The organism is Nonomuraea turcica (assembly GCF_030718205.1).
Classification (GTDB): domain Bacteria; phylum Actinomycetota; class Actinomycetes; order Streptosporangiales; family Streptosporangiaceae; genus Nonomuraea.
In genome coordinates, this window is sequence record NZ_JAUZQF010000015.1 from 186,780 (window position 1) to 211,331 (window position 24,552).

Genomic DNA, 24,552 nt, shown 5'->3' on the forward strand with positions numbered 1-24,552 from the left:
CGAACCCGTCACGGGCTGCCTGCGGCGCGATCGCGCAGGACCCGGCGTTGCTGCTCCAGCGCCACCAGCTCACCGAACAACTTGTTGTACTCCTGCTGCTCCTCCACCGGATTGAGCCGCTGGATCCGTGACTTCACCTGGGCGATGGCCCGATCGACCGCGATGGCCTCGATGGCGGCCAGCATCGCACCCGCATAGCGCTCCTCCGCGTGCGTGTCCGCCTGGATCGGCTCCACCGCGAACCGGGTCACCAACGCCCGAGCCCCCTCCTCATGGGCGTGCTCCAGCAACAGATCCACCCACTCCCGGCCACCGTATCCGGCCGCGACAACACCACCGGCGGCTGCGATGACCTTGTGCAGGGCGACATGGTCGGGCGCCGTGAACGCCTGCGGGTCCAGGGCGTCGAAACGCGGCCCGAGCAGCGCGGGCCGCTGCACGGCCAGCCTGAGCAACTCGCCCTCCACCCGAATGCTCGGATCGACGGGCACCGCCCTTTGCGCGCGTTGCGGGCGGCCCTGCAGCGCCCCGGCGACCGCGGCGATGCGCTGCATGACGAACCGCTCGTCCATGAAGCCGAGCCACCGGTCCAGGTCGATGGCGTAGCGCTTGCGCAGCCCGACGTCCTTGATCCCGGCCACGATCGGCGCGGCCGCGTCCAGCGCGGCGATCTTGCCTTCGTTGCTGCGCAGGTCGTAGCGGGAGATCGTGCTCCTGATCGCGAACTGGAACAGCGGCTCCCGGCTGGCGATCAGATCCCGCACGGCCGCGTCCCCCTGCTTGACCCGCAGGTCGCACGGGTCGAGCCCGTCGGGCTGCACCGCGACGTAGGTCTGTGTGACGAACTTCTGCTCGTCGGCGAACGCCCGCAGCGCCGCCTTCTGCCCCGCCTCGTCACCGTCGAACGTGAAGATCACCTCGCCGCGGAACTCGGCCTGGTCCAGCAGGAACCGGCGCAGGATCTTGATGTGCTCCGCGCCGAACGATGTGCCGCACGTGGCCACCGCCGTCGGCACCCCGGCGAGATGACAGGCCATCACATCGGTGTAGCCTTCGACGATCACCGCCTGGGACCGCTTGGAGATCTCCCGTTTCGCCAGGTCAATCCCATAAAGCACCTGGCTCTTCTTGTAAAGCGGCGAGTCAGGCGTATTCAGATATTTCGGCCCTTCATCGGAATCAAGCAACTTGCGCGCGCCGAAACCGATCACATCGCCCGTGGCGTCCCTGATCGGCCAGATCAGCCGCCCGCGGAACCGGTCGATCGGCCCCCGCCGCCCCTCCTTGGCCAGCCCGCCCTTGACGAGCTCTTCGGTGGTGAACCCGCGCGCCAGCAGATGCCGCGTCAGCGCCTCCCACTCGTTGGGCGCATATCCGACCCCGAACATCTCCGCGTCCGCCCGCTCGAACCCCCGCTCCGACAGGAACCGCCGCCCGGGCGCCGCGTCGGGCCCGAACAACTTGCCGGCGTAGAACTCGGCCGCCGCCTTGTGCGCCTCGATCAGCCTGGCCCGCTCGCCGTGATCCCGCCGGGGAACGTAGCCGCCCTGCTCGTATTGCAGCTGGATCCCGGCTCGCTGCGCCAGCCGCTCGACCGCCTCACCAAAGGTCAGATGCTCGATCTTCTCGACGAAGGTGATCACATCACCACCTTCGGAACAACCGAAGCAAAAGTACATTCCGCGCTCGGGAGTGACGTTGAAGGAGGGGGACTTCTCGTCGTGGAAGGGGCACAGGCCCTTGAGGTTGCCGCCTCCGGCGTTGCGCAACTGGATGTGCTCGCCGATCACGTCGGCGATGGGTGAACGCTCGCGTACGAGCGCGATGTCGACATCTCGGATCCGGCCAGCCACGCCGGTGAGTCTATTCCGCCTCACCGACGTTCCCGGCACCTGCCGCCAGAATGGTCACCATCCCACAGCACGGCGCAGGGTGACGCCACCTGGCACCACTCGGTGCAGGGAACGTCGGGGGCGGGACAGGTCAGCGGTGGCGGGCCACAGCGCGGGCGTGGGCGTCGGTCAGCAAGGAACGCGCCTGCTCGCCGGGGTTCAGTAGAGAGATCCAGGCCGCGGTGGCGTAGACGGGGTTCGGCAGGATCCGGTCGATGACGGTGTAGTCGAAGTCGGCGTGGTGCTCGGCATGCGACGCGGGCGGGTAGCCGATGAGCCGCTCGAAGGCGGCGCGCCCCACGGCGATGTTCAGGCGGAAGATACCAGGCCTGTCGAGCTGGGAAGCGGTGTCGCTGCCCGGGTAGTCCTTGGTGACGATCGTGGCGAACGGTTGCTGCCGTTTGGGGATCTCGCCGTCCGGGGCGTACCAGATGAACGTGTCGCCCCATGCCACCTCCGGGGCTTCACTGTCCGGGCCTGGGGTGAAGACGACGGTGCCGGGCAGGCCGGTGACGAACTGGATGATCTCGCTCTCGGTCATGCCTTAAAGTCTGTCATTAAGCTGCCCTGTGAGACTTTTCCAGCGAAAGCCCAGGACAGCACCCATAAACCCTCAACCCGTGTGCGCGGTCAGCTCAGGGACGGGCACGTAGTCGTGGCGCATGCCGTGATCGCCCAGCCACCGACGCAGCCCCGCCACCGCCACCGGATTGGCCGCCACCTGGGCCGCGTACTCCGACAGCGCCACCTCCTCCCGGTCGTCGAACAGCAGCCGCGCGGGCCCCGACCACGACAACGTCCACTTGGCCTCCCCGAGCTGGATCAGCACCGCCTCGAGCGCCTGCCCCAGCACTCCGGCGAGCAGGGTGTCCGACGGGTTCCAGCCCAGCTCGCGGAGCCGCTCCTCCAGCTCGGCCTGCCGCCCCCGCGCGATCGCCTCGAACGCCGCGTCCAGGTACGGTCGCGCCGCCCCCATGACCCGCTGACCGGCCACCGCCAGGTCGTGCAGGGCGTCGGCGTTGCGGCCCGCGTACATGCCGTGCGCCACCAGCTCGTCCCACGGCACCGGCCGCAGTCCGGTCAGCGCCTCCGGCGTCCACATGGACTGCTCGACCGCCTGCACCGCCACGTTCGCGTCGCGCAGCAGGGTCAGGGCGGAGCGCGGGTCGGGCACGTGCTGCGGCTCCTGCAGGTGCTCGATGGCGGCCAGCCGCTCGGCGAGGCTCGGGTGGGAGTCGTACGGCGAGACCTCCTCCGGCTCCTCGCCCAGCTTGGTGATCTCGGCCTGGCGGGCGGGATCGCTCATCATCGCGTGGAAACCGCCGAACACCGAGGCGGGACGGGCCCCGCCCGAGCCCGTCAGCGACAGGTAGTGGTTGACGTACAGGTCCCAGCCCAGCGCGGTGGCGTGGATCTTGCGCAGGGCGCCCGCCATGGCCTGCCGGCCGCCGATCGCGACCGCGAACTGGTCGGCCTCCAGCTCCTGCTTGCGTGAGACGGCCTGCGAGGCGCGGAGGTAGAGCTTGGCGTACCAGGCGAACAGCCGCTGGATGAACGGGTGGTTGCCCAGCCCCTGGACCGTGGCGATGAGCGAGACCCGGCCCCGGTAGACCGGCGCGCCCAGGCGGGTGTGGGCGCCGCTGTAGTGGCCGAGCTCGTGCCCGAGCACCGCCCGCATCTCATCCACCGTCAGCGTCTGAAGCAGGGGCAGGCCGACGAACATCCGCCGTCTCGTCGCCCGCAGCCCGAGCCAGCGCGTGTCCTCCGACACGGCCGCGTTGACCTCGGGGACCAGCCGGATCTCGTCCGGCGGCGCGGTGCGTACCCGCTGGGCCAGGTCCTCGACCGTCTGCCATAACACGGGCTCGTGCTCGCGCCCCACCGGCACGCCCGGCTGCTCGCCACCCTGGCGGCGGCTCACCATGAAGAGGGCACGGACGAGCGCGCCCGCCGCCAGGGTGAGCACGATCGCGATCTTGATGGTGTTCGCGTGGAAGTCGACGAGCAGCATGACGTCGAAGAAGATCGCGGCCGCCAGGATGAGGCCGACGAGGACGTAGAAGCCGGCGAGCAGGGCGAAGGCCAGCACCGCTCGAAACGCTGTGGTCATGGGGGAGGGCTCCCAAGGAAATGGTTTCTCGCGAGGCTCGACCTTAGCGGAGTCGGGAAACTGGATAAAATTACTGATACAGATGTCGTACTACGACCAGCATGACCAGGAGCGTTGGGTTCCGGAACCTCCCGGCAATCCTGAGCGAGCCGCGTTCGAACGCGACCGCGCCCGCGTCCTGCACAGCGCCGCACTCCGCAGGCTGGCCGCGAAGACGCAGGTCGTGGGCCCTGGCGAGACGCTCGGCGGCGGCCAGCACATCCCGCGCACCCGGCTCACGCACTCCCTCGAGTGCGCCCAGGTCGGCAGGGAGATGGGGGCCACCCTCGGCGTCGACCCCGACCTGGTGGAAACCGCCTGCCTGGCGCACGACCTCGGACATCCGCCCTTCGGCCACAACGGCGAGGTCGCGCTCAACGCCCTGGCCGCCGCGTGCGGCGGGTTCGAGGGCAATGCCCAGAGCCTGCGCCTGCTCACCAGGCTGGAGGCCAAGGTCCTCACCGAGGACGGCCGCAGCGCCGGGCTCAACCTGACGCGGGCGGCGCTCGACGCTTCCATCAAATATCCCTGGACATGCGAAAAGTCGGCCAAATTCGGTGTTTATGACGACGACCTGCCCGTGTTCCGGTGGATCAGGAAGGGCGCCCCGGAGGGACGGGTGAGCTTCGAGGCGCAGATCATGGACTGGGCCGACGACGTCGCCTACTCCGTCCACGACCTCGAGGACGCCCTGCACTCCGGCCACGTCACCCCCGAAGCGCTCCAGTCGCCCACCGAGCGCCGGCACGTCTGCGAGATCACCCGCACCTGGTACGCCCCCGGTGCCGACCTCAACGAGCTCGAGGAGGTCTTCGCCAAGCTGATTGCCGACAAGCTCTGGCCGCGCCGCTTCGAGGCCACCCTCGCCGACCTGGCCGGGCTCAAGGCCCTCACCAGTGGCCTCATCGGCCGCTTCTGCCGCTCCGCCCAGGCCGCCACCAGAGGGGTGTACGGCTCCCGCCACCGCGCCGACCTCGTCGTCCCGCACGCCACCCGGCTGGAGTGCGCGCTGCTCAAAGGCGTCACCGCCCACTACGTGATGACCACCGAGGACCACCACGCCAACCAGGCCAGGCAGCGCGAGCTCATCACCGAACTGGCGTCCCTGATCACCCTCGGCGCGCCGGGCACGCTGGAGCCCGCCTTCCGCCCCGCGTACGCCGAGGCTCGTGACGACGCCGCCCGCGTCCGCGTGGTCATCGACCAGATCGCCTCACTGACCGACACCTCGGCCGTCGCCTGGCACCGCCGGCTCTCGCGCTGACCCCCCGTGCTGACCAAGGTTTGCCAATGAGGCTGGTCACCTGACAGAACCCGCTTTCCGGATCTGCGCGGCGGGCGGATACTGCGCCCATGGCCACATATGTGATCGTCGGAGCCGGGCTGGCCGGGGCCAAAGCCGCGCAGACACTGCGCGAGGAGGGCTTCGACGGCGAGATCGTGCTGATCGGTGCGGAAACCGAACGGCCCTATGAGAGACCGCCCCTGTCCAAGGACTACCTCCAGGGCAAGAGCGAACGAGAGAAGATCTTCGTGCACGCCCCCGAGTGGTACCCGGACAACGGCGTGGACCTGCGGCTCGGCATTCCGGTCACCCGCATCGAGCTCGATCACCATGTGGTCAGGCTCGGCAACGGGTCGCGCCAGCCGTACGACAAGCTGCTCATCGCCACCGGCGCCACGCCCAGGCGCCTGCCGGGGCCCGGCCACTACCTGCGCACGGTCGACGACAGCGAGACGCTGAAAGAACGCTTCGAGCAGGCCGAGAGCGTGCTCATCGTCGGCGCCTCCTGGATCGGCCTGGAGACCGCGGCGGCCGCGCGCGCCGCCGGCCGTGCCGTCACCGTCGTAGAGCCCGAGCCCACCGCGCTGAACCGGGCACTCGGCCCCGAACTGGGCGACGTGTTCGCCCGCATGCACGCGCGTAAAGGCGTCGACCTGCGCTTCGGCACCGCCGCCGCGGAGATCACCGACACCGGCGTGCGGCTCAGCTCCGGCGAGCGGCTCACCGCCGACCTCGTCGTGGTCGGCATCGGCGCCGTGCCCGAGGTCGGGCTCGCCCGCGACGCCGGGCTCGAGGTCGAACAGGGCGTCCTCACCGACGCGGCCCTGCGGACCTCGCACCCGGACGTGTTCGCGGCCGGCGACGTGGCCGAGCCCTTCCACCCCCTGTACGGCCGCCGCCTGCGCGTCGAGCACTGGGCCAACGCCCTGCACGGCGGCCCTGCGGCCGCCCGCTCCATGCTCGGCCAAGAGGTCGCCTACGACGCGATCCCGTACTTCTACACCGACCAGTACGAGCTCGGCATGGAGTTCTCCGGCGACATCGAGGGCTACGACGAGATCGTCTACCGCGGGGACGTCGAGAGCCTGGAGTTCGTCGCCTACTGGCTGCGCGACAGCCGGGTGATCGCCGGAATGAACGTCAACGTCTGGGACGTCGTCGAAGAGATCCAGGAGCTGATCAGATCACGCACCATCGTCAACCCTAAGGAGTTGGCGACGGGGCAATCGTGACCGCGGCCGGGCTTTCTTCGTCGCCGGTCTGCGGCTCCGGCCGGTCGTCGTTCGCGACCTTCTTCGACGAGCACTGCACGGTGCAGCGCGGGGTCTCCCCCAGCCTGCCGCGCAGCGCCAGCGTCTCCTCGCGGGGCGAGAACGTGCGGTTGCCCGACTGCCAGGCGTCCAGGTAGTCCCACGGCTCGACCATGCCCCTGCGTACCCACCACAAGGACGGACCGGTCTTCCACGAGATCGCGAAATAGAGGTTGGGGCCGGTGTCGCGGGCGTTGCCCGACCGGCCCACCCGCCCGAGCAGCTGTCCGGCCTTCACCCGCACGCCCGGCTTGACGCCCTCGGCCACCGTGTCCAGGTGGCCGCCCAGGTAGCGGACGCCGTCGTCACCGATGATCGTGACGAACCTGCCCTCGCGGTCGGCGCCCACATCCGTGGACGGCCGCCACTTGTTCTGCGCGTTCACCTCGTCCACCACGCCGCCGATCGGCGCCACGAACGCGCACCCCTCCCCGGCCCAGATGGTCGTCTTGGGCAGCACGAGCAGCTTGCGCTGGTAGGTCGTCTTGCAGCCCTTGACCGGGAACGTGTAGGTGTATTTCGACAACTTCGGCGGCGGCACCTTGACCGGGTCCTCGCCCTCCGGCGGCTGTTCGGCGGCCTGGTGCTCGGCCGACGGGCTGGGCGTCGGGATCGTGGCCGTGACCGCCGGCGTGCCCGTCGCCGGGGCGGTGGAGGGCGACTGGGCGCTCACGCCCGCCAGGCCGGTGGCCTGGGTGCAGGCGCCGGTCAGCAGCAGAGCGCCTGCCATGGCCGCCCATCGTCCGAGATGCCCCGATCGCATGATCTCCACCCGCGTCACCGTTTCCACCGACAACCTTTACCTTTGTAGCCGACCGGGGACCCGCGCAGAGCCGGTTTCTCTCTTAACCGCCCAGAGGGTAAGAGAACTGTTCGTTAAGGAAGGCGTTGCCGGCCTCGGCGCGGCGGCTCATTGCCAGGTGCGCGGGGTGGGCGGCGGGCAGCGAGGCGGCCGCGTGACGCTGCGGCGCAGCGCGGCTTAGAGCCGTGTCTTCAGCAACGCCTCGACGCGGGCCAGCTGGGCGGCCAGGTCGGCGACCTCGGAACGCAGCGAGGCGATGGCCACGGCCGTACTCTTGTTGGTCTGGTAGTCGTGCATCGCGAGCTCGGAGGCCACCTGGTCGCTGCGCCTGCCTGCGATGAGCAGGACGGACGCCTGCAGTCCCGCCAGGCACGACAACACCAGGTTGAGCAGGATGTACGGATACGGGTCGAAGCCGTGCCGGCCGTTGCCGGTGATCCAGACGGCGAGCACGACGAGGAAGGTGATGACGAACGGCCACGACCCCATGACGAGCCGCGTCCGGTCGGCCGCTCGTTCGCCGAGGGTGAGCCGGCTGCCGGTGCGGACCCCCGGATGACGCTCCCAGCGGCTTCGCCAGGACCGGCCGAGGTGGTGATCGGTCTGCATGGCGCGATCGTGCCGGGCCGCGCATGAGAACCGGATGAAAGGGCGGCTAGGTCAGCGGCAGGCGGGCGGTGACCACGGCGCCGCCGAGGGGCGGGCCGTTGCGGGCCGAGACGAAACCGCCGTGCGCGATGACCACCTCCCGCACGATCGACAGGCCCAGTCCCGCGCCGGGCGCCGCGCCACTGCGGGCGTCGTCGCCTCTGGTGAAACGGGCGAACGCCGCGTCGAGCAGGCCGTCGGGGAAGCCGGGCCCATCGTCGGCGACCTCCACCGTGGCCGACTCGCGCTCGCCCGTGACCCGGATCCGCACCGTGCCCGCCCCGGCGGCCGCGCTGTTGCGGGCCAGGTTGGCGAGGACCTGCCGGAGCCGCTCGGGGTCGGCGTTCACCACGACGGGCTCGCCGGAGGCCTCGATGCGCAGGCCGAGCGCGGGCCCGAGACGACGCGCCTCGGCGGCGGCCAGGTCGAGCAGATCCACGGCCTCGGTGCGGACGACGAGCGCGCCCGTCCGGGCCCGCGCCAGCAGCAGCAAGTCGTCGGCCAGCCGCGACAGCCGGTCCGCCTCGCCGAGCGCGGCCCGCAGCGACTGCTCGACCTCGCGGTCGTCGCCGATGGCGTCGAGTGCCAGCTCCAGCTCGCCCCGCAGCACCGCGAGAGGCGTGCGCAGCTCGTGGCTGGCGTCGTCCACGAACGCCCGCTCGCGCTCGGCCGCGACGCCGAGCCGGGCCAGCATGTCGTTGAGGGTGCGGGCGAGCCGGGCGATCTCGTCGTCCCCCGGCACAGCGGGCAGGCTGCTGCCGCTCTCCAGCGACGAGATGATGGCGGCCTCGCGGGTCAGGGCGTCGACGGGCCGCAGCGCCGCACGCACGACCGCCCAGGCGCCGATGGCCAGCGCGCCTACCAGCAGGGGCGCGGCGATGAAGAGCACCAGCGCCAACCGGTCGCGGGCGGTGTGGACGGGCTCGGCCGACACCGCGACCGCCAGCACGCCGGAGCTGATGCGCTCGGTCAGCACCCGGACGGAGATCGGCTCGCCGTTCTCCCCGACCGGCAGCGACCGCGTGGCCAGCGTCCCGTCCACGGCCTGGCGGACCTGTTCGGGGGTAAGCAGCCGCCGCTCCCGCAGCGCGGCGGAGCCGGCCAGCACGCCGCCGTCCGGGCCATATAGCTGGGCCATCGGGTCGTCGGTCAGCGCGACGGCGTCGCCGACCTCGAGTGCCACGGCCAGGTCGCCGGCGCGGGCGGTCAGCCCGGCGTCGATGGCGGCCCAGAGCTGGCGGTCGAGTGCGGTGTACAGGAGGGCGAGGCAGACGGCGAGCACGCAGGCGGCCCCCGCCGCGGTGACGAGGGTCACGCGGGCCCGCATCGAGGCTGGTAGCAGCCGCACGTGCACAGCCTGGCACAATCCGCCCGATCGGGCCGAGACGGCTCTCATCTGCCTCTCATCGACGGGCTCACATCCTGAAGTCACGAAGACCGGATCGTCACCCGAGGAGCCTGTCATGAGCGTCCCCACCTTCGAGCCACGCCAGTCACACGTCCACCCCGCCCCCGTCCCCTCTCACCGGTCGCGGCGGGCGGGCGGCCGGGTGCTGGCCGCTTCCCTCGCCATCGTCGCCGCGGTGGCGGCCGCCGGCGCCGGAGGTTATCTGGGCGGCCGCGACGTCGCCAGGGCGAGCACGCCTGCCGCCGCCGCGCCCGCGGTGTCCGGGGCCGCGGTGAACGCACCCGCCATCCTGGCCACGATCGAGCCGTCGATCGTCACGGTACGCACCCGCTCCGTCGGGGTGAACGCGCTCATGGAGCCGGTCGCCGAGCAGGGCACCGGCACCGGGTTCGTGCTCGCCGCAGGCGGCCTCATCGCGACGAACAACCACGTCGTCGAGGGCGCTCAGGCCATCACGGTCACGCTGCGGGACGGGCGGACGTTAACGGCGAAGGTGCTGCGCAGCGACCCGGCGGCCGACCTGGCCGTGCTGCGGGTGAACGCTTCCGGCCTGCCGGTCGCGCCGCTCGGGGACTCCTCGACGCTGAAGGTCGGCGACCCGGTCATCGCGATCGGCAACGCCCTGGCCCTGCCGGGCGGGCCGACGGTGACCGAGGGCATCGTGTCCGCGCTGGACCGTACCGTCCAGACCGACGCCGGTGCGCGCCTGCAGCATGTGATCCAGACCGACGCGGCCATCAACCCGGGCAACAGCGGCGGCCCGCTGGTGGACGCCTCCGGCCGCATCGTGGGCATCAACACGGCCGCCGCCGGCGACGCCCAGAACATCGGCTTCGCCATCGCCATCAACGGCGCCCGCCGCACGATCGACGACCTGCTCGCCTGACGGACGTTTAGGGTGGAATCATGAGGGTCCTGGTCGTGGAGGACGATCCCGGCATGTCCCGCATGCTGATCCGCGGACTGCGCCGCGAAGGCTACGCCGTCGACGCCGCGGGCAACGGCGAGGACGCGCTGTGGAGCGCCACGGAGAACGACTACGACGCCGTCGTGCTCGACGCGATGATCCCCGCGCCCGACGGGTTCGAGGTGTGCCGGCGGATGCGCGCGGCGGGCCGCTGGGCCCCGGTGCTCATGCTCACCGCGCGCAACGCCGTGACCGACCGCGTCCGCGGCCTGGACTCTGGCGCCGACGACTACCTCACCAAACCGTTCGCGTTGTCGGAGCTGTACGCCCGGCTGCGGGCGCTGACCCGCCGCGACCCGCACGAGCGGCCGGCCGTGCTCCAGGTCGGGGATCTCATCCTCGACCCGGTCAGCCACGTGGTGCGGCGCGGCGAGTCGGCGATCATGTTGTCGCCGAAGGAGTTCGCGCTGCTGCACGAGTTCATGCGGCGGCCCGGCGAGGTGCTCAGCCGCACCCATCTGATCGAGCACGTCTGGGACTTCGCCTACGACGGCGGCTCGAACGTGGTGGACGTCTACGTCCGCTACCTGCGTGACAAGGTGGACCGGCCGTTCGGCCGCGACAACATCCAGACCGTGCGCGGCGCCGGCTACCGCCTCGACCCCGCAGTCTGAGCTCTCCCTGACCGGCCCCGGCTTGTACAGGAGCTTCGCCATGCCAGAAATCAATCGGCACCCACTGGTGGGCCCGCCGCCGAAGCCCGCGCGCACTCCCGCCCCGCCGTCCACGCCGCCGCCGCGGCCACCGCAATGGCGCGGCTGGTGGTTCGTGCTCGCCCTCCTGCTCTTCGCGTTGTTCTTCTTCGGCCCCGCCATAGGGACGGCGATGACGACCGAGAGCCTGCCGTATAGCACGATGCTCGCCAAAGTGGACGGCCACCAGGTCGCGACCGTGGCCGTCGGCAGCGACGGCGCCGTCACCGGCACGCTCACGAACGGCCGGCGCTTCACCACCCAGGCGCCGACCTGGGCGCTGACGACCGGCGACCTGTCCTCGCACCTGGAGGCGGCCAAGGTGGGGGTGTCGGCGTACGAGCAGACCGACACCCTCTACCAGCTGGTCGTCTCGCTGCTCCCGACGCTGCTGCTCCTCGGCGGCTTCTGGTGGCTCGGGCGGCGGGCACAGAGCCTGAGCGGGGGCATGAGCGGTCTGCTGCGTACGAAGGCGCGCGTCGCCGACGCCGAGCGGCCGGACACCCGCTTCTCCGACGTCGCCGGGTACGAAGGCGTGAAACAGGAGATCATGGAGGTCGTCGACTACCTGCAGAACCCGGGACGTTACGGGCTGGCGGGGGCGCGCGGCCCCCGGGGCGTGCTGCTGATGGGCCCGCCCGGCACCGGCAAGACGCTGCTGGCCCGCGCGGTGGCCGGCGAGGCCCGCGTGCCGTTCTACGCGGTGACCGGCAGCAGCTTCGTGGAGCTGTTCGTGGGGCTGGGCGCCTCGCGGGTGCGCGAGCTGTTCGACGAGGCCCGGCGGAGCGCCCCGTCGATCATCTTCATCGACGAGATCGACGCGATCGGCGCCCGCCGTACCATTGCCGGGGTGGGCGGGCACGACGAGCGCGAGCAGACGCTCAACCAGCTGCTGGCGGAAATGGACGGGTTCGCGGGCGACAGCTCGGTCGTCGTGCTGGCCAACACCAACCGCCCGGAGGCACTCGACCCGGCGCTGCTGCGTCCCGGCCGGTTCGACAGGGAGATCCAGGTGCCGCTGCCGACCCTGGCCGACCGCACCCGCATCCTGGCCGTGCACGCGCGCGGCAAGCGGCTCGCCTTGGACGTGGACCTATCCGTCATCGCGCGGGCCACGCCCGGCTTCAGCGGCGCGGACCTGGCCAACCTGGTCAATGAGGCCGCGCTGCGCGCCGCCCGTGACGATCGTGCGGAGATCCGGGCGGCCGACTTCGACGACGCCCGTGACCGGCTCGTCCTCGGCCGCCGCGACGAGAGCATCGCCCTACTGCCGGAGGAGCGCGAGCGGGTGGCGGTGCACGAGAGCGGTCACGCCCTCGTCGCCGCGCTCTCCCCCACCGCCGACCCCGTCTCCAAGATCACTATCTTGCCGTCGGGCATGGCGCTCGGCGCCACCCACCAGATTCCCGAGGACGAGCGGCGCCTGTACACCGAGCAGCACCTGCACGACTCCCTCGCCGTCCGCCTCGGCGGGCGGGCGGCGGAGCTGCTGGTCTTCGGCGAGGCCTCGACGGGCGCGGGCAGCGACCTGGCCGGCGCGACCCAGCTGGCCGTACGCATGGTCCGCGAGTACGGCCTGTCCCCCGAGCTGGGCCCGGTCGCCTATCCGCCGGACCTGTCCGACCGCCCTTACGCGGAGGCCACCCAGCGGATCGTGGACCGCGAGGTCGCCCGCTTCCTGCGCCTGGCCGAGCAGTACGCGCTCGACCTGCTCAGCCACCACCGGGACGCGCTGCACGACCTGGTCGAGCGGCTGCTGGCGGAGGAAACGCTGGACGGGCACGTCGTGTACGACATCGCAGGCCCGTCCGCACCCACGGTGCACACGGCGGCGTCGGCCTCTTACAAGCGGATCTCGTAGACCACGTTGAACGGAGTTTCCGCGGCCCGCCGGAACCGGGAGAAACCCGCCTCCGCGATCAGTTCGCGCATCGCCGCCTCGCCGGCCTGCGCGCCCAGCGCGTAGCCGCCCGGCTGAGACAGAGCGTTGGGCACGCAGAGGAACGTGGAGCCGCTGTAATACAGGCGTCCCACCGGATTGAAGTTCTCCTCCACCTTGTCGGAGGCGTTCGGCTCCACCAGCAGCCACGTGCCGTCCGGAGCCAGCGCCTCCCGCACCCGGCGCGCGGCCGCGAGCGGGTCGCCCATGTCGTGCAGGCAGTCGAACATGGTCACCAGGTCGTAGCCCGTCCCGGTGAAGGTCTGCGCCGTGGCCACCTCGAAGCTCACCCGGTCGTTGAGCCCGGCCTCCGCGGCCTTCTTGCGTGCCAGCGCGATCGAATCGGCGTGGTAGTCCGAGCCGGCGACCGTGACCCGCGGGTACGCCTCTGCCAGCAGCAGCGACGACGAGCCGAGACCACAGCCGAGGTCGGCCACGCGGCCTCCGGCGGTGAGCTTCTCGTCGACCCCGTCCATCGCCGGGATCCAGTGCGGGATCAGCTCGGCCGCATAGCCGGGCCGGAAGAACGCGTCACATCCGACGAAGACGTCCTCGTGGTGCTCGTGCCAGCCGAAGCCTTCACCGGTGCGGAACGCCTCGGTGATCCGCGGTTCGGCACGCAACATGCCCAGCGCGATCAGGAACGCGGCCGGCAGGTTGGGGCCGTTCGGGTCGGCCAGGCAGTACGCCTGCTCCTCGGTCAGCGAGAAGCGGCCGGTCTTGGGCTCGTAGCTGATGTACCCGCCAGCGGCCTGGCCGCGCAGCCACTCGGTGAGGTAACGCTGGTGGCACCCGGTGCGTTCGGCGAACTCCTCGGGCGTCGCGGGCCCCTCCGCGAGCGCCCGATAGAGACCGAGCCGCCGGCCGATCACGACGGAGCCGGCGGCTTCCGTCGCCGCCAGGTCGGCCACGAACCGGCCCAGAAACTCGTTCACCTTCTCCTGGTCCATAGCCGGTCTCCTTTCCCGAGGGACCGGCTCCTACCGGTGTCTCTCAGCAAAGACTCGGCCGTGGCCTTTCACGGCGCTCACACGGAGGACGGCCTCGCTGTCGCGGTGGTGCGGCATCAGGTGCGTACGCCGGCCAGCTCCCTGTCCGCCTCCTCCTGGACGCTGTCGAGGTCGTCGGCGATCTCGGCGCCCGCCACCGCGTCCGGCAGATCGTCCTCCATCCGCCGCAACGGCCGGTACCACAGGCCCAAGGCGCCCCACACCACCAAGAGGGCGCCCGTCACGGCGAGCAGCAGTCCGACGCCCCGGCCGGGGCCGACGCCGACGAAGTCTCCGACGACCGTGCCCGCCAGCGCCCCACCGGGCTCCAGCGACGGGCCGAACAGGTCGGACAGCAGTGGCGCGGTGAGGAAGGCCAGCGGCGTCATGGACACCGCCAGCATCTGATTGGTGGCCAGCACCCGGCCCTGCAGTTCCAGCCCCACCTTGAGCTGGATGAGCGACAACCAGTGCGTGTTCAGGATGCTGAGGAACAACCACGACAGGAGGCCGCCGAAGGCCGCCAGGGCGACCGACGGGCGCAGGCCGATCAGCAGGATGCCGAAGCCGAAGCCGCTGACGAAGCCGACCATCCCGATCGCCCGCCGCTCCGTGCCGCCCCAGAACACCATGACCAGCGCCCCGAGCACCGCGCCCAGCCCCTGGGCCGCGGTCACCGTGCCGACGGCCGCGACGTCCCCGAAGGACAGCACGGTGGGCACGGTGATCGCGAGCGCGAGCATGCCGAGGTAGTTCTCCACCACGAAGAACCCAATCATGATCATCAGCGGCCGCCGCCGGATGAGGAATCGCCAGCCGCCGGCCATGGCTTGCGTGAACGTCTCCTCCAACCGGCGGAACAGCCGATCGGGGAAGCGCACCAGCAGCAGCGTCGACAGGCCGAGGACGAAGGTGGCGATGTTCACCGCCGCCACCCCGTGCACCCCGATCATGGTGATCAGCGCCGCCCCGGCCAGCGGGGCTATGAGCATGCCGAGGCCGGTGCCGAGGTTCGCGACCGCGTTGGCCTGCATGAGGTACGGCTTGGGCACGAGCTGGGCCACCGCCGCCAGGTACGCGGGCCGGTGGAAGGCCGTCACCAGCGACAACACACCGGAGATGGCGCCGACCTGCCAGACCTCGAGCCGCCCGGCGATCAGCAGGGCCACCAGCGCGGCCGTCGCCACGGCGGACACCGCGTCGCAGGCCAGCATCACCAGCCGCCGGTCCACCCGGTCCGCCACCGCCCCGCCGAGCGGGGAGGCCAGCAGCGACGGCAGCGTGGCCAGCATCGAGACCAGCGCGTAGTCCGACACCCGGCCGCTCTCCTGGTAGGCCCACACGCCCAGAGCGAACGAGGTCAGCGCGCTGCCCAGCAGCGACGCGGTCTGACCGACCGCCACGGTGTAGAAACGGCGCAGATCACTGCGGGCGCGCTCGCCGACCACCGCCACGTCGGCGACCGGCTCGGGCAGCCGGCCCGCCGCCCAGTCGGCGAGGTGGCCGTCGATCAGCTCGGCCAGGCGCGGCGCCTGGTGCTTGAGGAAGTAGTGGCCCGCGCGCGGGATCGTGGCCAGCTCCACGCGCTCGGCGAAGGCGCCCCACTCGCGGTATCGCTCCTGGTAGAGCTCGGTGGAGCGGTCGCGTTCGCCGATCACGCACAGCACCGGGGCGGCGAGCTTGCGCGCGCCCGCGGCGGCCAGCTCGCCACTGAACCACGCCTGCGCCTCCTCCACGTCGTGCCGCAGGCCACGCAGCATGATCGTGGTGTCGCCGGTGTCCTCGTCGAGGGCGCCGAGCGTACGCAGGAAGTCGCGTTGCGACCGGTCGGAGGACCACCTGTTGGCCGGGAACCTCCGGTTCCACCAGGCGGAGATCCGGCCGGGCAGCTGGGCGTCCGGGAAGCTGCCGCCGACGAACAACCCGGCGACGGGCACGCCTGACTCCTCCAGGCGCAGCGCCAGCTCGGTGGCGGCGGCCGCGCCCACGCAGTGGCCGTACAGGGCGACAGGACCGGTGCTCAGGGTGGACAGCTCGGCCACGACCCGGTCGGTCAGCTCCGGCAGCGTGAGCATCGGCTCGTCGGGTCGGGCCGGGTCGTGGCCGGGCAGTTCGACGGCCAGGACGGCGGTGCCGGGATGGCGGGCCGCCAGCTCGGTGGCGAGCGGCCCGTAGGCGGCGGCCGAGCCGCCGCCGTACGGCACGCACAGCACGGTACGGCTCGCCGTCGCGGGCCCGGCGAGCCGGTGCAGCAGCCCTGGCTCGGCGCCGTTGCCGGAGTCGAGATGGGCGGCCAGCTCGCGGATCGTCGGCCGGGTGAACAGGTCGATCACGCGCAGCGCCGGATCGATCTCCCTGACCGCGCGTACCGCCATGAACGAGTCGCCGCCGAGGGCGAAGAAGTCGTCGTCGACGCCCAGGTCATCGGTGCCGAGCACGCTCGCCCAGACCGCGGCGATCCGCACCTCGGCAGGCGTGCTCGGCGGGACCCGGTCGGCCGCCGCGGCCGCCTCCGGCATGGGCAGCGCCGCCCGGTCGACCTTGCCGAGCGGCGTGAGCGGCAGGGTGTCCAGGACGACGATGGCCGGCGGCACCATGTACTCGGGCAGCCGTTCCCGCAGCCCGGCGCGAACCGCCGCGAGGTCGACGGTGGCGGGCGCGATCCACGCGGCGAGACGGCGGTTGTGCGCCTCGCCGATCGGCAGCACCGCCGCCTCCAGCACGCCCGGCTGGTCGTGCAGCGCGCTCTTGACCTCGCCCAGCTCCACCCGGAACCCGCGGATCTTCACCTGATCGTCGACCCGTCCCAGGAACTCGACCATGCCGTCGGCGTTGAGCCGTACCCGGTCGCCGGTCCGGTAGCACCGGGTGGTGCCGGTGACCGGGTCGGGCACGAAACGCTCGGCGGTCAGGTCGTCGCGGCCGAGATAGCCGCGAGCGAGGCTGGGGCCGCCGATCCACAGGTCGCCCGGCACGCCGGCGGGCAGCGGGCGGCCGGCCGGGTCGACGACGTAGCAGTCCACGTTCGCCAGCGGCCGGCCCAGCGGGACGTTCGCGGAACCCGTGGGGGTCTCCGGTGCGACGCAGCTCAGCACCGACACCGTGGTCTCCGTGGGGCCGCAGTGGATCTGCAGCTCCAGGCCGGGACGGGCGGCCCTGACCCGCTCGGCCAGCTCCCATGAGGTCGCCTCGCCCGCGAGGATGAGCAGCTCGGCCGGCAACATGCGGGCCAGTTCGCCGTGCGCCGCCAGCAACTCCAGATGGCTGGGCACCATCTTGATCACGTCGATCGGATGGGCGGCGAGGTAGGCGGTGAAGGCGTCGGGGTCGGTGGCGGTCTCCTGGTCCACCAGGTGCACGGTGGCGCCGCTCAGGAGCGCGCCGAACAGGCAGGTCATCACCAGGTCCGAGGCCATCGTGGAGACCACGCCCCAGGAGGCGTACGGGCCGCCGGAGCTCGCGTCGAGGCGCTCGGCCACCGCACGCAGGTAGTGCAGGACGGCCCGGTGCTCCACCGCCGCACCCTTCGGCCGCCCGGTGGAGCCGGAGGTGAACAGCACGTGGGCCAGGTGGTCCGGCGCGACGGGCACGCCCGGCACGGTCTCCGGCAGGTCCTCGGCCAGCACGTCCTCCAGGACCAGCGCGCCGGGCAGCCGCCCGGCCAGCGCCCGCTCGGCCAGCACCAGGCGCGCTCCGCAGGACACCATGTACGCCAGCCGGTCGTCCGGGTAGGCCGGTTCGAGCGGCATGTACGCGGCCCCCGCCTTGAGCACGCCCAGGATCGCGGGGACCAGGGGCCCGTGCCGTTCGGCGAGGATGCCCACCACGTCGTCGGCTTCGACACCGGCCGCCACCAGCCGGTGCGCGATCCGGTTCGCCTGCCGCTCGACCTCCGCGTACGTCATCGTGCCGTTGGGGTCGGCGACGGCGACGGACTCGGGCGTGCGGGCCGCCCAGTCCTCGAACCAGGCGTGCAGCGGCCTGGACAGGTCGAAGTCCCGGCGCGGCCCGGCGATCAGCGGGCCGGTGACCGGCTCCAAGGGCACCGCACCCACCGGGGCGTCGAGGTCGGCGAGCATGCCGTCCAGCAGCGTCACGTACCAGCCGGCCATCCGCCGCGCCGTTCCCGCGTCGAACAGGTCGGCGCGGTAGGCGAGCGAGCCCTCGTAACCGTCGCCGGCGTTGGACAGCGCCAGGTTGAGGTCGTACTTGACCCTCCGCAGCGGCGGCTCGAACACCTCCGCCTCCAGCCCCGGGAAGCGCGGCGGCTCCGGCCGGGTGTCCAGGACGTTCAGCACCGCCTGGAAGATCGGCGTGGTGGCCAGATTGCGGTCCGGGTGCAGCACCTCCACCACGCGCTCGAACTGCGTCTCCCGGTGCGCGAACGCCTCCAGCGCGAGGTCGCGGGCCCGGGCGAGCAGCTCGCGGCCGGTCGGGTCGCCCGTCCGGTCGCCCCGCATGACCAGCGTGTTGACGAAGCAGCCCAGCATCTTCTCGGTGTCGGGATGCAGGCGGCCCGCCTCCAGGACGCCCACCGGCACGTCGTCGGCGCCCGAGACGCGGCCGAGCAGCTCCTGCCAGGCCGCCAGCAGCACCATGAACGGCGTGCCCCCGATTCCGGCGGCCGCCGCCCGCACCCGGGCCGCCAGGTCGGGACCGATGCTGACGGGCACCTCGCCTCCGGACCAGTCGGCGACGACCGGGCGCGGGCGGTCGGCCGGCAGGTCGAGCACCGGTTCGAGGCCGGCCAGCCGCTCGGTCCACCAGGTCACGTCGCCGGCCGGCTGCCCGGCGAGCCACTGCGCGTAGTCGCCGTACTGCACACGCGGCTGGGGCGGGCGCTCGCCCAGGCCGAGCCCGGCGGTGTAGAGCGCCGCCAGCTCGGCGATCGCGACCTCCCTGGACCAGGCGTCGAAGGCGATGTGGTGCACGGTCAGCAGCAGAATGTGCTCGTCATCGTCCAGCCGGTAGAGCACGGCCCTGGCCGGCGGCTCGGCGTCCAGCGCGAACGGCAGGTACGCCTCCCGTTCCAGCCGCTCCGGGTCGTCCAGGTCCGCCACGGTGATCGGCACCCGGTCGGCGCCGACCACGACGGCGCGGTCCTGGTCGACGAGCGTACGCAGCACCTCGTGCCGCTCGACCAGCTCCCGTACGGCGGCCAGCAGCGCGGCCGTGTCCAGCGGCCCGCGCAACCGGACGGCCGTCGGCACGTTGTACGCGCCCCGGTCGCCCGGCTCGGCGAGCTGGTCCAGGAACCACAGCCGCGCCTGCGCGGCTGACGGCGGCGCAGTCATGCCCTCCGCCCTGGCAGGGATGCCGGGCACGGTACGGGCCGCGGCCCGGCGAGCGGCGGCCAGCCGCACCGCCAGCCGGTCCTGCAGGCTCTCCTGCGTCTCCGTCATCGCCCGGCCTCCAGCTCCGCCACCAGCAGCTCCTCCACCGCCGAGGCGAACGCCGCCAGCAGCGGCCGCTCGAACAACAACCGCACCGGCACCTCCATGGCCAGCGCTTCCTTGAGGCGGCCGGCGACCAGCATGGCCGCCAGCGAATGGCCGCCCAGCGCGAAGAAGTCGTCGTCCACGCCGACCGCGTCCAGGGCGAGCACCGCCTGCCAGACCTCGGCGACGAGCAGCTCGGCGTCGCTGCCCGGCGGGACCAGGGTGCGGGTGGCGGCCCGGTCCGGTTTGGGCAGCGCACCCCTGTCGACCTTGCCCGAGGAGGTGGTGGGCAGCGTGTCGAGCGTCATCCACTGGCGCGGAATCATGTAGTCGGGCAACCGCTCCCGCAGCGCGGCCTCCACCCCGCCGACGTCGGTCGTACCGCCGATCAGGTAGCCGACGAGGTGCTCGTCATGTACGGCGACCACCGCATCCGGCACACTTTCCCGCAGCGCCGCCTCGATCTCGCCCAGCTCGATCCGGTGACCGCGAATCTTCACCTGCTGGTCGCGGCGGCCGAGGAAGTCGAGCGTGCCGTCCGAGCGCCAGCGAGCCAGGTCACCGGTGCGGTAGCGGCGCTCACCCGGAGCCAGCGGATCATCGGCGAACGCGGCCGAGGGGAGACCACGGTAGCCCCGGGCCACGCCCACGCCGCCGATCCACAGCTCGCCCGGGACACCCGGCGGGACGAGGCGGCCCGTCTGGTCCAGCACGTAAGCCCGCTCACCGGGCAGCGGCCCGCCGATGGACACGCTGTCACCGACGGGGGCGCCGATCCTCGTCATGGTGGAGTAGATGGTCGTCTCTGTCGGCCCGTAAGAGTTCCACAGTTCACCGACCCTGAGCAGGATCTCGCCGGCCAGGGCCGGATCGAGGACCTCGCCGATGCTGACCACGCGTACCCGGTCGCCGCCCGCCCAGCCGGCCGCGACCAGCATGCGCAGCGTGGTCGGGGTGGCGGTGAGCAGCGTGACGCCGGAGTCGTCGATGCGCCGTGCCACCGCGTGGCCGTCGACGGCCGAGGCACGGTCGAGCAGTTCGAGCCGGAGCCCGTTGCACAGGCTGACCCACAGGTCGAAGCCGAAGACGTCGAAGGAGAACGGGGTGAGGCCGAGCATCACGTCGTCGTCGCGGACGCCGGGCATGACCCGCATCGCCGCCACGAACGCGGTCAGGTTGGCGTGGGTGACCTCGACGCCCTTGGGGCGGCCTGTCGAGCCGGAGGTGTAGAGCACGTAGGCCAGACCGTCCGGTGTGGTGGCGGGCGGCGCGTCCCCCATGGGCAGGCCGGCGAGGTCGGTGAGGTCCAGTACCGTCGCGCCGGTGGATGCGGCCAGCTCGCGCGCCACCTGGACGGTGTCGTCCGCGGCGAGCACGACCGTGGCGCCGGAGTCGGCGAGCTGGTGCCGCAGCCGCTCGGCCGGGTGGTCCGGTTCGAGTGGCACGTAGGCCGCACCGGCCCTGGCCACGCCGACGAGCGCGGCGGGCAGCCGCCTGTCACGCGGCAGGCACACGGCCACGACCAGGTTTCCCTCGGATGCGGCCTGGTCTGTCCCGGCGGCGGCCTGGTCCGCCCCGGGGACGGCCGGGCCGGTTCGGAGTGCGGCGGCGATGCGGGCCGAGGCCGACGCCAGCTCGGCGTAGGTCAGCTCCCCTGTCCCGTCCGCCACGGCCACCCGCTCCGGGTGCCGTTCCGCCTGCTCCAGCACCTCATGGACGACGGTCGCCGAGCCTGGCTCGGGGAGCGGCGCCCCGCCGCCCCAGGCCAGCAGCGTGGCCCGCTCCTCGGCGGTGACCAGCTCGAACGCCGACAGAGGCAGGTCAGGACCGGTCACGGCGGCTTCGAGCAGCCGCATCAGCCGATCGGCGAAGCCCGCGGCCTCCTCCCGGGTGAAGAGGTCGACGTCGTACTCGACCTGGATCTCGACACCCTCCACCGTCGTGTTCACGAACACCGTGTACGGCGACTGCGCCCCGCCGCCGCTCAGCTCGCCGAGCAGCTCCACGGTGAGCCCGTCGCGCTCCAGCCGCACCGGCACGGCAGGCGGCTGGTACGACAGCACGACAGGGGTGAGCATCGTGCCCCGTGGACGCTCGATCCCGGAGACGGCCAGCCGCTCCCCGGGCGCGAGGCCGATGTGATCGAGCGACCGGGTCGTGGCGGCCGCCGACTGGACGATGGCTCGTCGTACGGACAGGTCGCCGTCGAGGCGGAGCCGTACCGGAAGCACGTCGACGAGCGGGCCGACGAGACCCTCCAGCTCGGGGTGGGCACGGTCGGCGACGGCCGCGCCGAGCAGCACGTCGGGCCGGTCGGTCTGGGCCGCCACCAGCAGCCCGAGCACGGTGAAGTAGACCGCGAACGGGGTCGTGCCCGTCGCCGCGGCCAGCTCGGCAGCCCTGGCCGCCGTCCCCGCCGGCACCTTGTGCACCAGCCGGGTGCCGCGGAAGCGACTGGGCCCGCTCGGCGTGCGCGTCGACAGATCGTACGGCGGCGCGGCCCCGGCCAGTTCCTCGGCCCAGAACGCCCGCAGTCGTTCCATCCTGTCCGGATCGCCCGCGAGCTCCTGCTCCAGCAGGGCCACGTCGCCGACCTGGACGGGCTGCTCGGCGACGGTTCCGGTGAGCGCCGCCATGAGCGTGGCGTTGGACCAGCCGTCGTAGGCGGTGTGGTCGGTGACGACGATCAGCTCGGCCGTCCGCTCGTCGTGCCAGAGCAGGGCGGCGCGCAGCAGCGGGACGTCGGCGGACAGGTCGAAGCCGTGGACCGCGAGCCGCTCGGCCAGGCTGGCGGGCTCCGGCGCGTACGCGTGCTCCTCCAGCGGGACCGGCGCCGGCGGCCGCAGCTCGGCGACCGGTTCGCCGTCCCCGCCGATCACGGTGACGGTGCGCAGCACCTCGTGTTCGCGAACGAGCGCATCCAGGGCGGCCTGGACGGGTTCGGCCGAGTCGAGGCCGGTGAGGCGCAGGCGGAAGGCGAGGGTGGTGGCATTGCGCGTGTGGCTGACCTCGCGTAACAGCCACATGCCGTACTGGGCTGAGGTGAGCGGATACCGGTCCCTGCCGGGGTGACGGGTCAGCCGGGGAGCGGGGGACCCCGGGGCCTCCGCCTTGGCGGCCTCCACGAGCGGGGCCAGCTCGGCGATCGTCGGCCGGCCGAGGAACGTGGTGAGCGCCATCCGCGCGCTCAGCTCCCGTTCGATGACCGCGCAGATCCGGGCGGCGGCCAGCGACTCGCCGCCGAGGTCGATGAAATGGTGGTGGACGCCGACCTGCTCGACGCCGAGCACCGCGCCGACGATCTCGGCGAGCCGCCGCTCGGTGTCGTTGCGCGGCGCGACGTAGGCGCCCAGCTCGGGGGCGAATTCCAGCGCCGGCAGCGCGGCCCGGTCGATCTTCCCCGTGGGGCCGAGCGGGATGCGCTCCATGAGGGCGATGCGGGACGGCACCATGTAGTCGGGCAGCCGCTCGCGCATCCACTGCCGCAGCTCCGCCTCGCCGACCCCCGCCTCGGCCGGTTCCACGTAGGCGACCAGGCGGCGTACTTCCCGGGCATCGTTCTGGGTCAGCACGACCGCGTGGTTCACGCCGGGATGCCGGGTCAGCGTGCCCTGCACCTCCCCCAGCTCGACCCGGAACCCGGCCACCTTGACCTGGTCGTCGTTACGGCCCGCGTAGGAGCAGATCCCGTTCTCGCGGCGGACGAGGTCGCCGGTGCGGTAGTGGCGCACGCCCTCGTCGTCGGTCACGAACCGTTCCGCCGTCAGCGCCGGCTGGTTCAGATACCCGCGGCCGACCAGCGGCCCCGCCACCCACAGCTCGCCGATCTCACCGTCGGCCAGCGGCCGCCCGCCGGCGTCGCGCACGCTGAGCGCGGAACCGGCGTAGGCCGAGCCGATCGGCGGTTCGCCCTCCTCATCGCGGAGCACCTCGTGGGAGGTGCAGGTGACCGTGCATTCCGTCGGTCCGTATACGTTTACAACGCGGCGTACGCCGGGGTTTGCGTAGATGCGATCCACCAGCGCCCGGGTGAGCGGCTCGCCGCCGGCGATCACCGTACGGACACCGGCCGGGAGCGGCTCGCCGAGCAGCGCCACCAGCGCGGAGGGCGCGCCGTACACGGTGGTCACCTCATCGCGGGCCGGCAGCGCGGACAGGGCCAGCAGGTTGTCGGCGACGATCACGGTCCCGCCGCAGAGCAGCGGCAGGAACATCTGTGTCACCGAGGGATCGAAGCACACCGACGTGGCGAAGAGCATGCCGGCCAGTTCGTCCGGGTACCGTGTGGCCTCGTAGCGCAGCAGCGCCATGGCGTTGCGGTGCTCGACCACCACGCCCTTGGGACGGCCGGTCGACCCGGACGTGTAGATCACGTACGCGGCATCCGCCGGGCCGCCGTCCACCTGCTCGATGGACTCGGCACCGTCGCGGGCCACGGACTCGACGAACAGGGCTTCGGCGCCCGACGCTCGCAGCACCGCCTCCTGCCTCCTGGCCACGACCTCAGAGGTGATCAGCTGGGCCATGCCCGCGTCCTCGGCGATGAACTCCAGCCGATCGGCCGGATAGGCCGGATCGAGCGGCACATAGGCGGCCCCCGCCCGCCACACCCCCAGCAGCGCCGCGATCAGCGAGTCGTCCCTGTCCAGGCACACGCCCACCGAGTCGCCGGGTCCCGTGCCACGACGACGTAACTCGCCGGCGATCCGCCCGGCGCGGGCGTAGAGCTCCCCGTAGGTGACGCGGGTCCGGCCTGCCACCACGGCGATGCGATCAGGGGTACGTCGCACCTGCTCCGCTATGGCTTCGTGAACGCGATCGGTTTCCAGGATGCCAGCCACGAAGGATCTCCCCGTTCAGCTCCGATTGATGGCGGCAAGGTTTGCATGATCGCGCGGTTCGCGGGACTTCGTCAGATACCGTTACCGTAACAATGATCATGACTTTCGGTAGGCAGTCATGTCCTGTTGGTAACGTCAGTCACCGCGGGGTTCGGAGCTTCCGCCCGGCCGGATCTCGTCGACCAATCGGCT

At 72.0% G+C, this 24,552-nt stretch carries 14 protein-coding genes; 5 read left to right on the forward strand and 9 right to left on the reverse strand.

The window, feature by feature from the left end; all coding sequences use genetic code 11:
* Positions 1 to 8: 8 nt before the first annotated feature.
* From dnaG to Q9G87_RS34905, 3 genes are all read right to left on the reverse strand, one after another.
* Positions 9 to 1,853, reverse strand: a complete 1,845-nt coding sequence (gene dnaG / locus Q9G87_RS34895; protein ID WP_305920818.1) for a DNA primase — start codon at positions 1,851 to 1,853, stop codon at positions 9 to 11.
* Positions 1,854 to 1,983: 130 nt separating this feature from the next.
* On the reverse strand, positions 1,984 to 2,433 hold the full coding sequence (locus Q9G87_RS34900) for a DUF6194 family protein (RefSeq protein WP_305920819.1): 450 nt from the start codon (positions 2,431 to 2,433) through the stop codon (positions 1,984 to 1,986).
* Between the two features lie 72 nt (positions 2,434 to 2,505).
* On the reverse strand, positions 2,506 to 4,002 hold the full coding sequence (locus Q9G87_RS34905) for a M48 family metallopeptidase (protein WP_305920820.1): 1,497 nt from the start codon (positions 4,000 to 4,002) through the stop codon (positions 2,506 to 2,508).
* A gap of 82 nt (positions 4,003 to 4,084) precedes the next feature.
* On the opposite strand from Q9G87_RS34905, the gene Q9G87_RS34910 reads away from it, so the two are divergent.
* Together Q9G87_RS34910 and Q9G87_RS34915 are read left to right on the forward strand one after the other, a co-directional pair.
* On the forward strand, positions 4,085 to 5,305 hold the full coding sequence (locus Q9G87_RS34910) for a deoxyguanosinetriphosphate triphosphohydrolase (protein WP_305920821.1): 1,221 nt from the start codon (positions 4,085 to 4,087) through the stop codon (positions 5,303 to 5,305).
* A gap of 89 nt (positions 5,306 to 5,394) precedes the next feature.
* On the forward strand, positions 5,395 to 6,558 hold the full coding sequence (locus Q9G87_RS34915; RefSeq protein ID WP_305920822.1) for an NAD(P)/FAD-dependent oxidoreductase: 1,164 nt from the start codon (positions 5,395 to 5,397) through the stop codon (positions 6,556 to 6,558).
* Here Q9G87_RS34915 and Q9G87_RS34920 read toward each other — a convergent pair.
* The 3 genes from Q9G87_RS34920 to Q9G87_RS34930 form a co-directional block, all read right to left on the reverse strand.
* Entirely contained in the window at positions 6,530 to 7,426 is an 897-nt protein-coding gene (locus Q9G87_RS34920) for a M23 family metallopeptidase (protein ID WP_305920823.1), read from the reverse strand. The genes Q9G87_RS34915 and Q9G87_RS34920 overlap by 29 nt on opposite strands.
* A gap of 189 nt (positions 7,427 to 7,615) precedes the next feature.
* Positions 7,616 to 8,047 (reverse strand): DUF1003 domain-containing protein, encoded by a 432-nt coding sequence (locus Q9G87_RS34925; RefSeq protein WP_305920824.1) that lies wholly within the window; start codon positions 8,045 to 8,047, stop codon positions 7,616 to 7,618.
* Between the two features lie 46 nt (positions 8,048 to 8,093).
* The gene (locus Q9G87_RS34930) at positions 8,094 to 9,434 is read right to left on the reverse strand and encodes a sensor histidine kinase (protein ID WP_305920825.1); all 1,341 of its coding nucleotides are present in this window, start codon (positions 9,432 to 9,434) and stop codon (positions 8,094 to 8,096) included.
* Between the two features lie 115 nt (positions 9,435 to 9,549).
* Between Q9G87_RS34930 and Q9G87_RS34935 the strand changes: the two genes are divergently transcribed.
* Genes Q9G87_RS34935 through ftsH form a run of 3 tightly spaced genes read left to right on the forward strand, consistent with a single transcriptional unit; the run spans position 9,550 to position 13,014 of the window.
* Positions 9,550 to 10,380, forward strand: a complete 831-nt coding sequence (locus tag Q9G87_RS34935; protein WP_305920826.1) for a S1C family serine protease — start codon at positions 9,550 to 9,552, stop codon at positions 10,378 to 10,380.
* A 20-nt stretch (positions 10,381 to 10,400) separates the two neighbouring features.
* A complete protein-coding gene (locus Q9G87_RS34940) occupies positions 10,401 to 11,075 on the forward strand; it encodes a response regulator transcription factor (protein WP_305920827.1) in 675 nt (224 codons plus the stop codon).
* Between the two features lie 40 nt (positions 11,076 to 11,115).
* Entirely contained in the window at positions 11,116 to 13,014 is a 1,899-nt protein-coding gene (ftsH, locus tag Q9G87_RS34945) for an ATP-dependent zinc metalloprotease FtsH (protein WP_305920828.1), read from the forward strand.
* On the opposite strand, the gene Q9G87_RS34950 is transcribed toward ftsH, so the two are convergent.
* From Q9G87_RS34950 to Q9G87_RS34960, 3 genes are all read right to left on the reverse strand, one after another.
* Positions 12,996 to 14,042: a class I SAM-dependent methyltransferase gene (locus Q9G87_RS34950; protein ID WP_305920829.1), complete on the reverse strand. Its 1,047-nt coding sequence runs from the start codon at positions 14,040 to 14,042 to the stop codon at positions 12,996 to 12,998. The genes ftsH and Q9G87_RS34950 overlap by 19 nt on opposite strands.
* A gap of 116 nt (positions 14,043 to 14,158) precedes the next feature.
* Positions 14,159 to 19,483: a non-ribosomal peptide synthetase/MFS transporter gene (locus Q9G87_RS34955; protein WP_305920830.1), complete on the reverse strand. Its 5,325-nt coding sequence runs from the start codon at positions 19,481 to 19,483 to the stop codon at positions 14,159 to 14,161.
* Entirely contained in the window at positions 19,480 to 24,360 is a 4,881-nt protein-coding gene (locus Q9G87_RS34960; RefSeq protein WP_305920831.1) for a non-ribosomal peptide synthetase, read from the reverse strand. Before Q9G87_RS34960 ends, Q9G87_RS34955 begins: the two co-directional genes overlap by 4 nt.
* Positions 24,361 to 24,552 lie beyond the last annotated feature (192 nt).

What these genes read in the sequence shown, in the direction of transcription:
- Q9G87_RS34915 (WP_305920822.1), top strand. Translation starts at nt 5,395, where the DNA reads ATGGCCACATATGTGATCGTCGGAGCCGGGCTGGCCGGGGCCAAAGCC.
- Q9G87_RS34955 (WP_305920830.1), bottom strand. Translation starts at nt 19,483, where the DNA reads ATGACGGAGACGCAGGAGAGCCTGCAGGACCGGCTGGCGGTGCGGCTG.
- Q9G87_RS34935 (WP_305920826.1), top strand. Translation starts at nt 9,550, where the DNA reads ATGAGCGTCCCCACCTTCGAGCCACGCCAGTCACACGTCCACCCCGCC.
- Q9G87_RS34950 (WP_305920829.1), bottom strand. Translation starts at nt 14,042, where the DNA reads ATGGACCAGGAGAAGGTGAACGAGTTTCTGGGCCGGTTCGTGGCCGAC.
- Q9G87_RS34910 (WP_305920821.1), top strand. Translation starts at nt 4,085, where the DNA reads ATGTCGTACTACGACCAGCATGACCAGGAGCGTTGGGTTCCGGAACCT.
- Q9G87_RS34940 (WP_305920827.1), top strand. Translation starts at nt 10,401, where the DNA reads ATGAGGGTCCTGGTCGTGGAGGACGATCCCGGCATGTCCCGCATGCTG.
- Q9G87_RS34900 (WP_305920819.1), bottom strand. Translation starts at nt 2,433, where the DNA reads ATGACCGAGAGCGAGATCATCCAGTTCGTCACCGGCCTGCCCGGCACC.
- Q9G87_RS34925 (WP_305920824.1), bottom strand. Translation starts at nt 8,047, where the DNA reads ATGCAGACCGATCACCACCTCGGCCGGTCCTGGCGAAGCCGCTGGGAG.
- ftsH (WP_305920828.1), top strand. Translation starts at nt 11,116, where the DNA reads ATGCCAGAAATCAATCGGCACCCACTGGTGGGCCCGCCGCCGAAGCCC.
- Q9G87_RS34905 (WP_305920820.1), bottom strand. Translation starts at nt 4,002, where the DNA reads ATGACCACAGCGTTTCGAGCGGTGCTGGCCTTCGCCCTGCTCGCCGGC.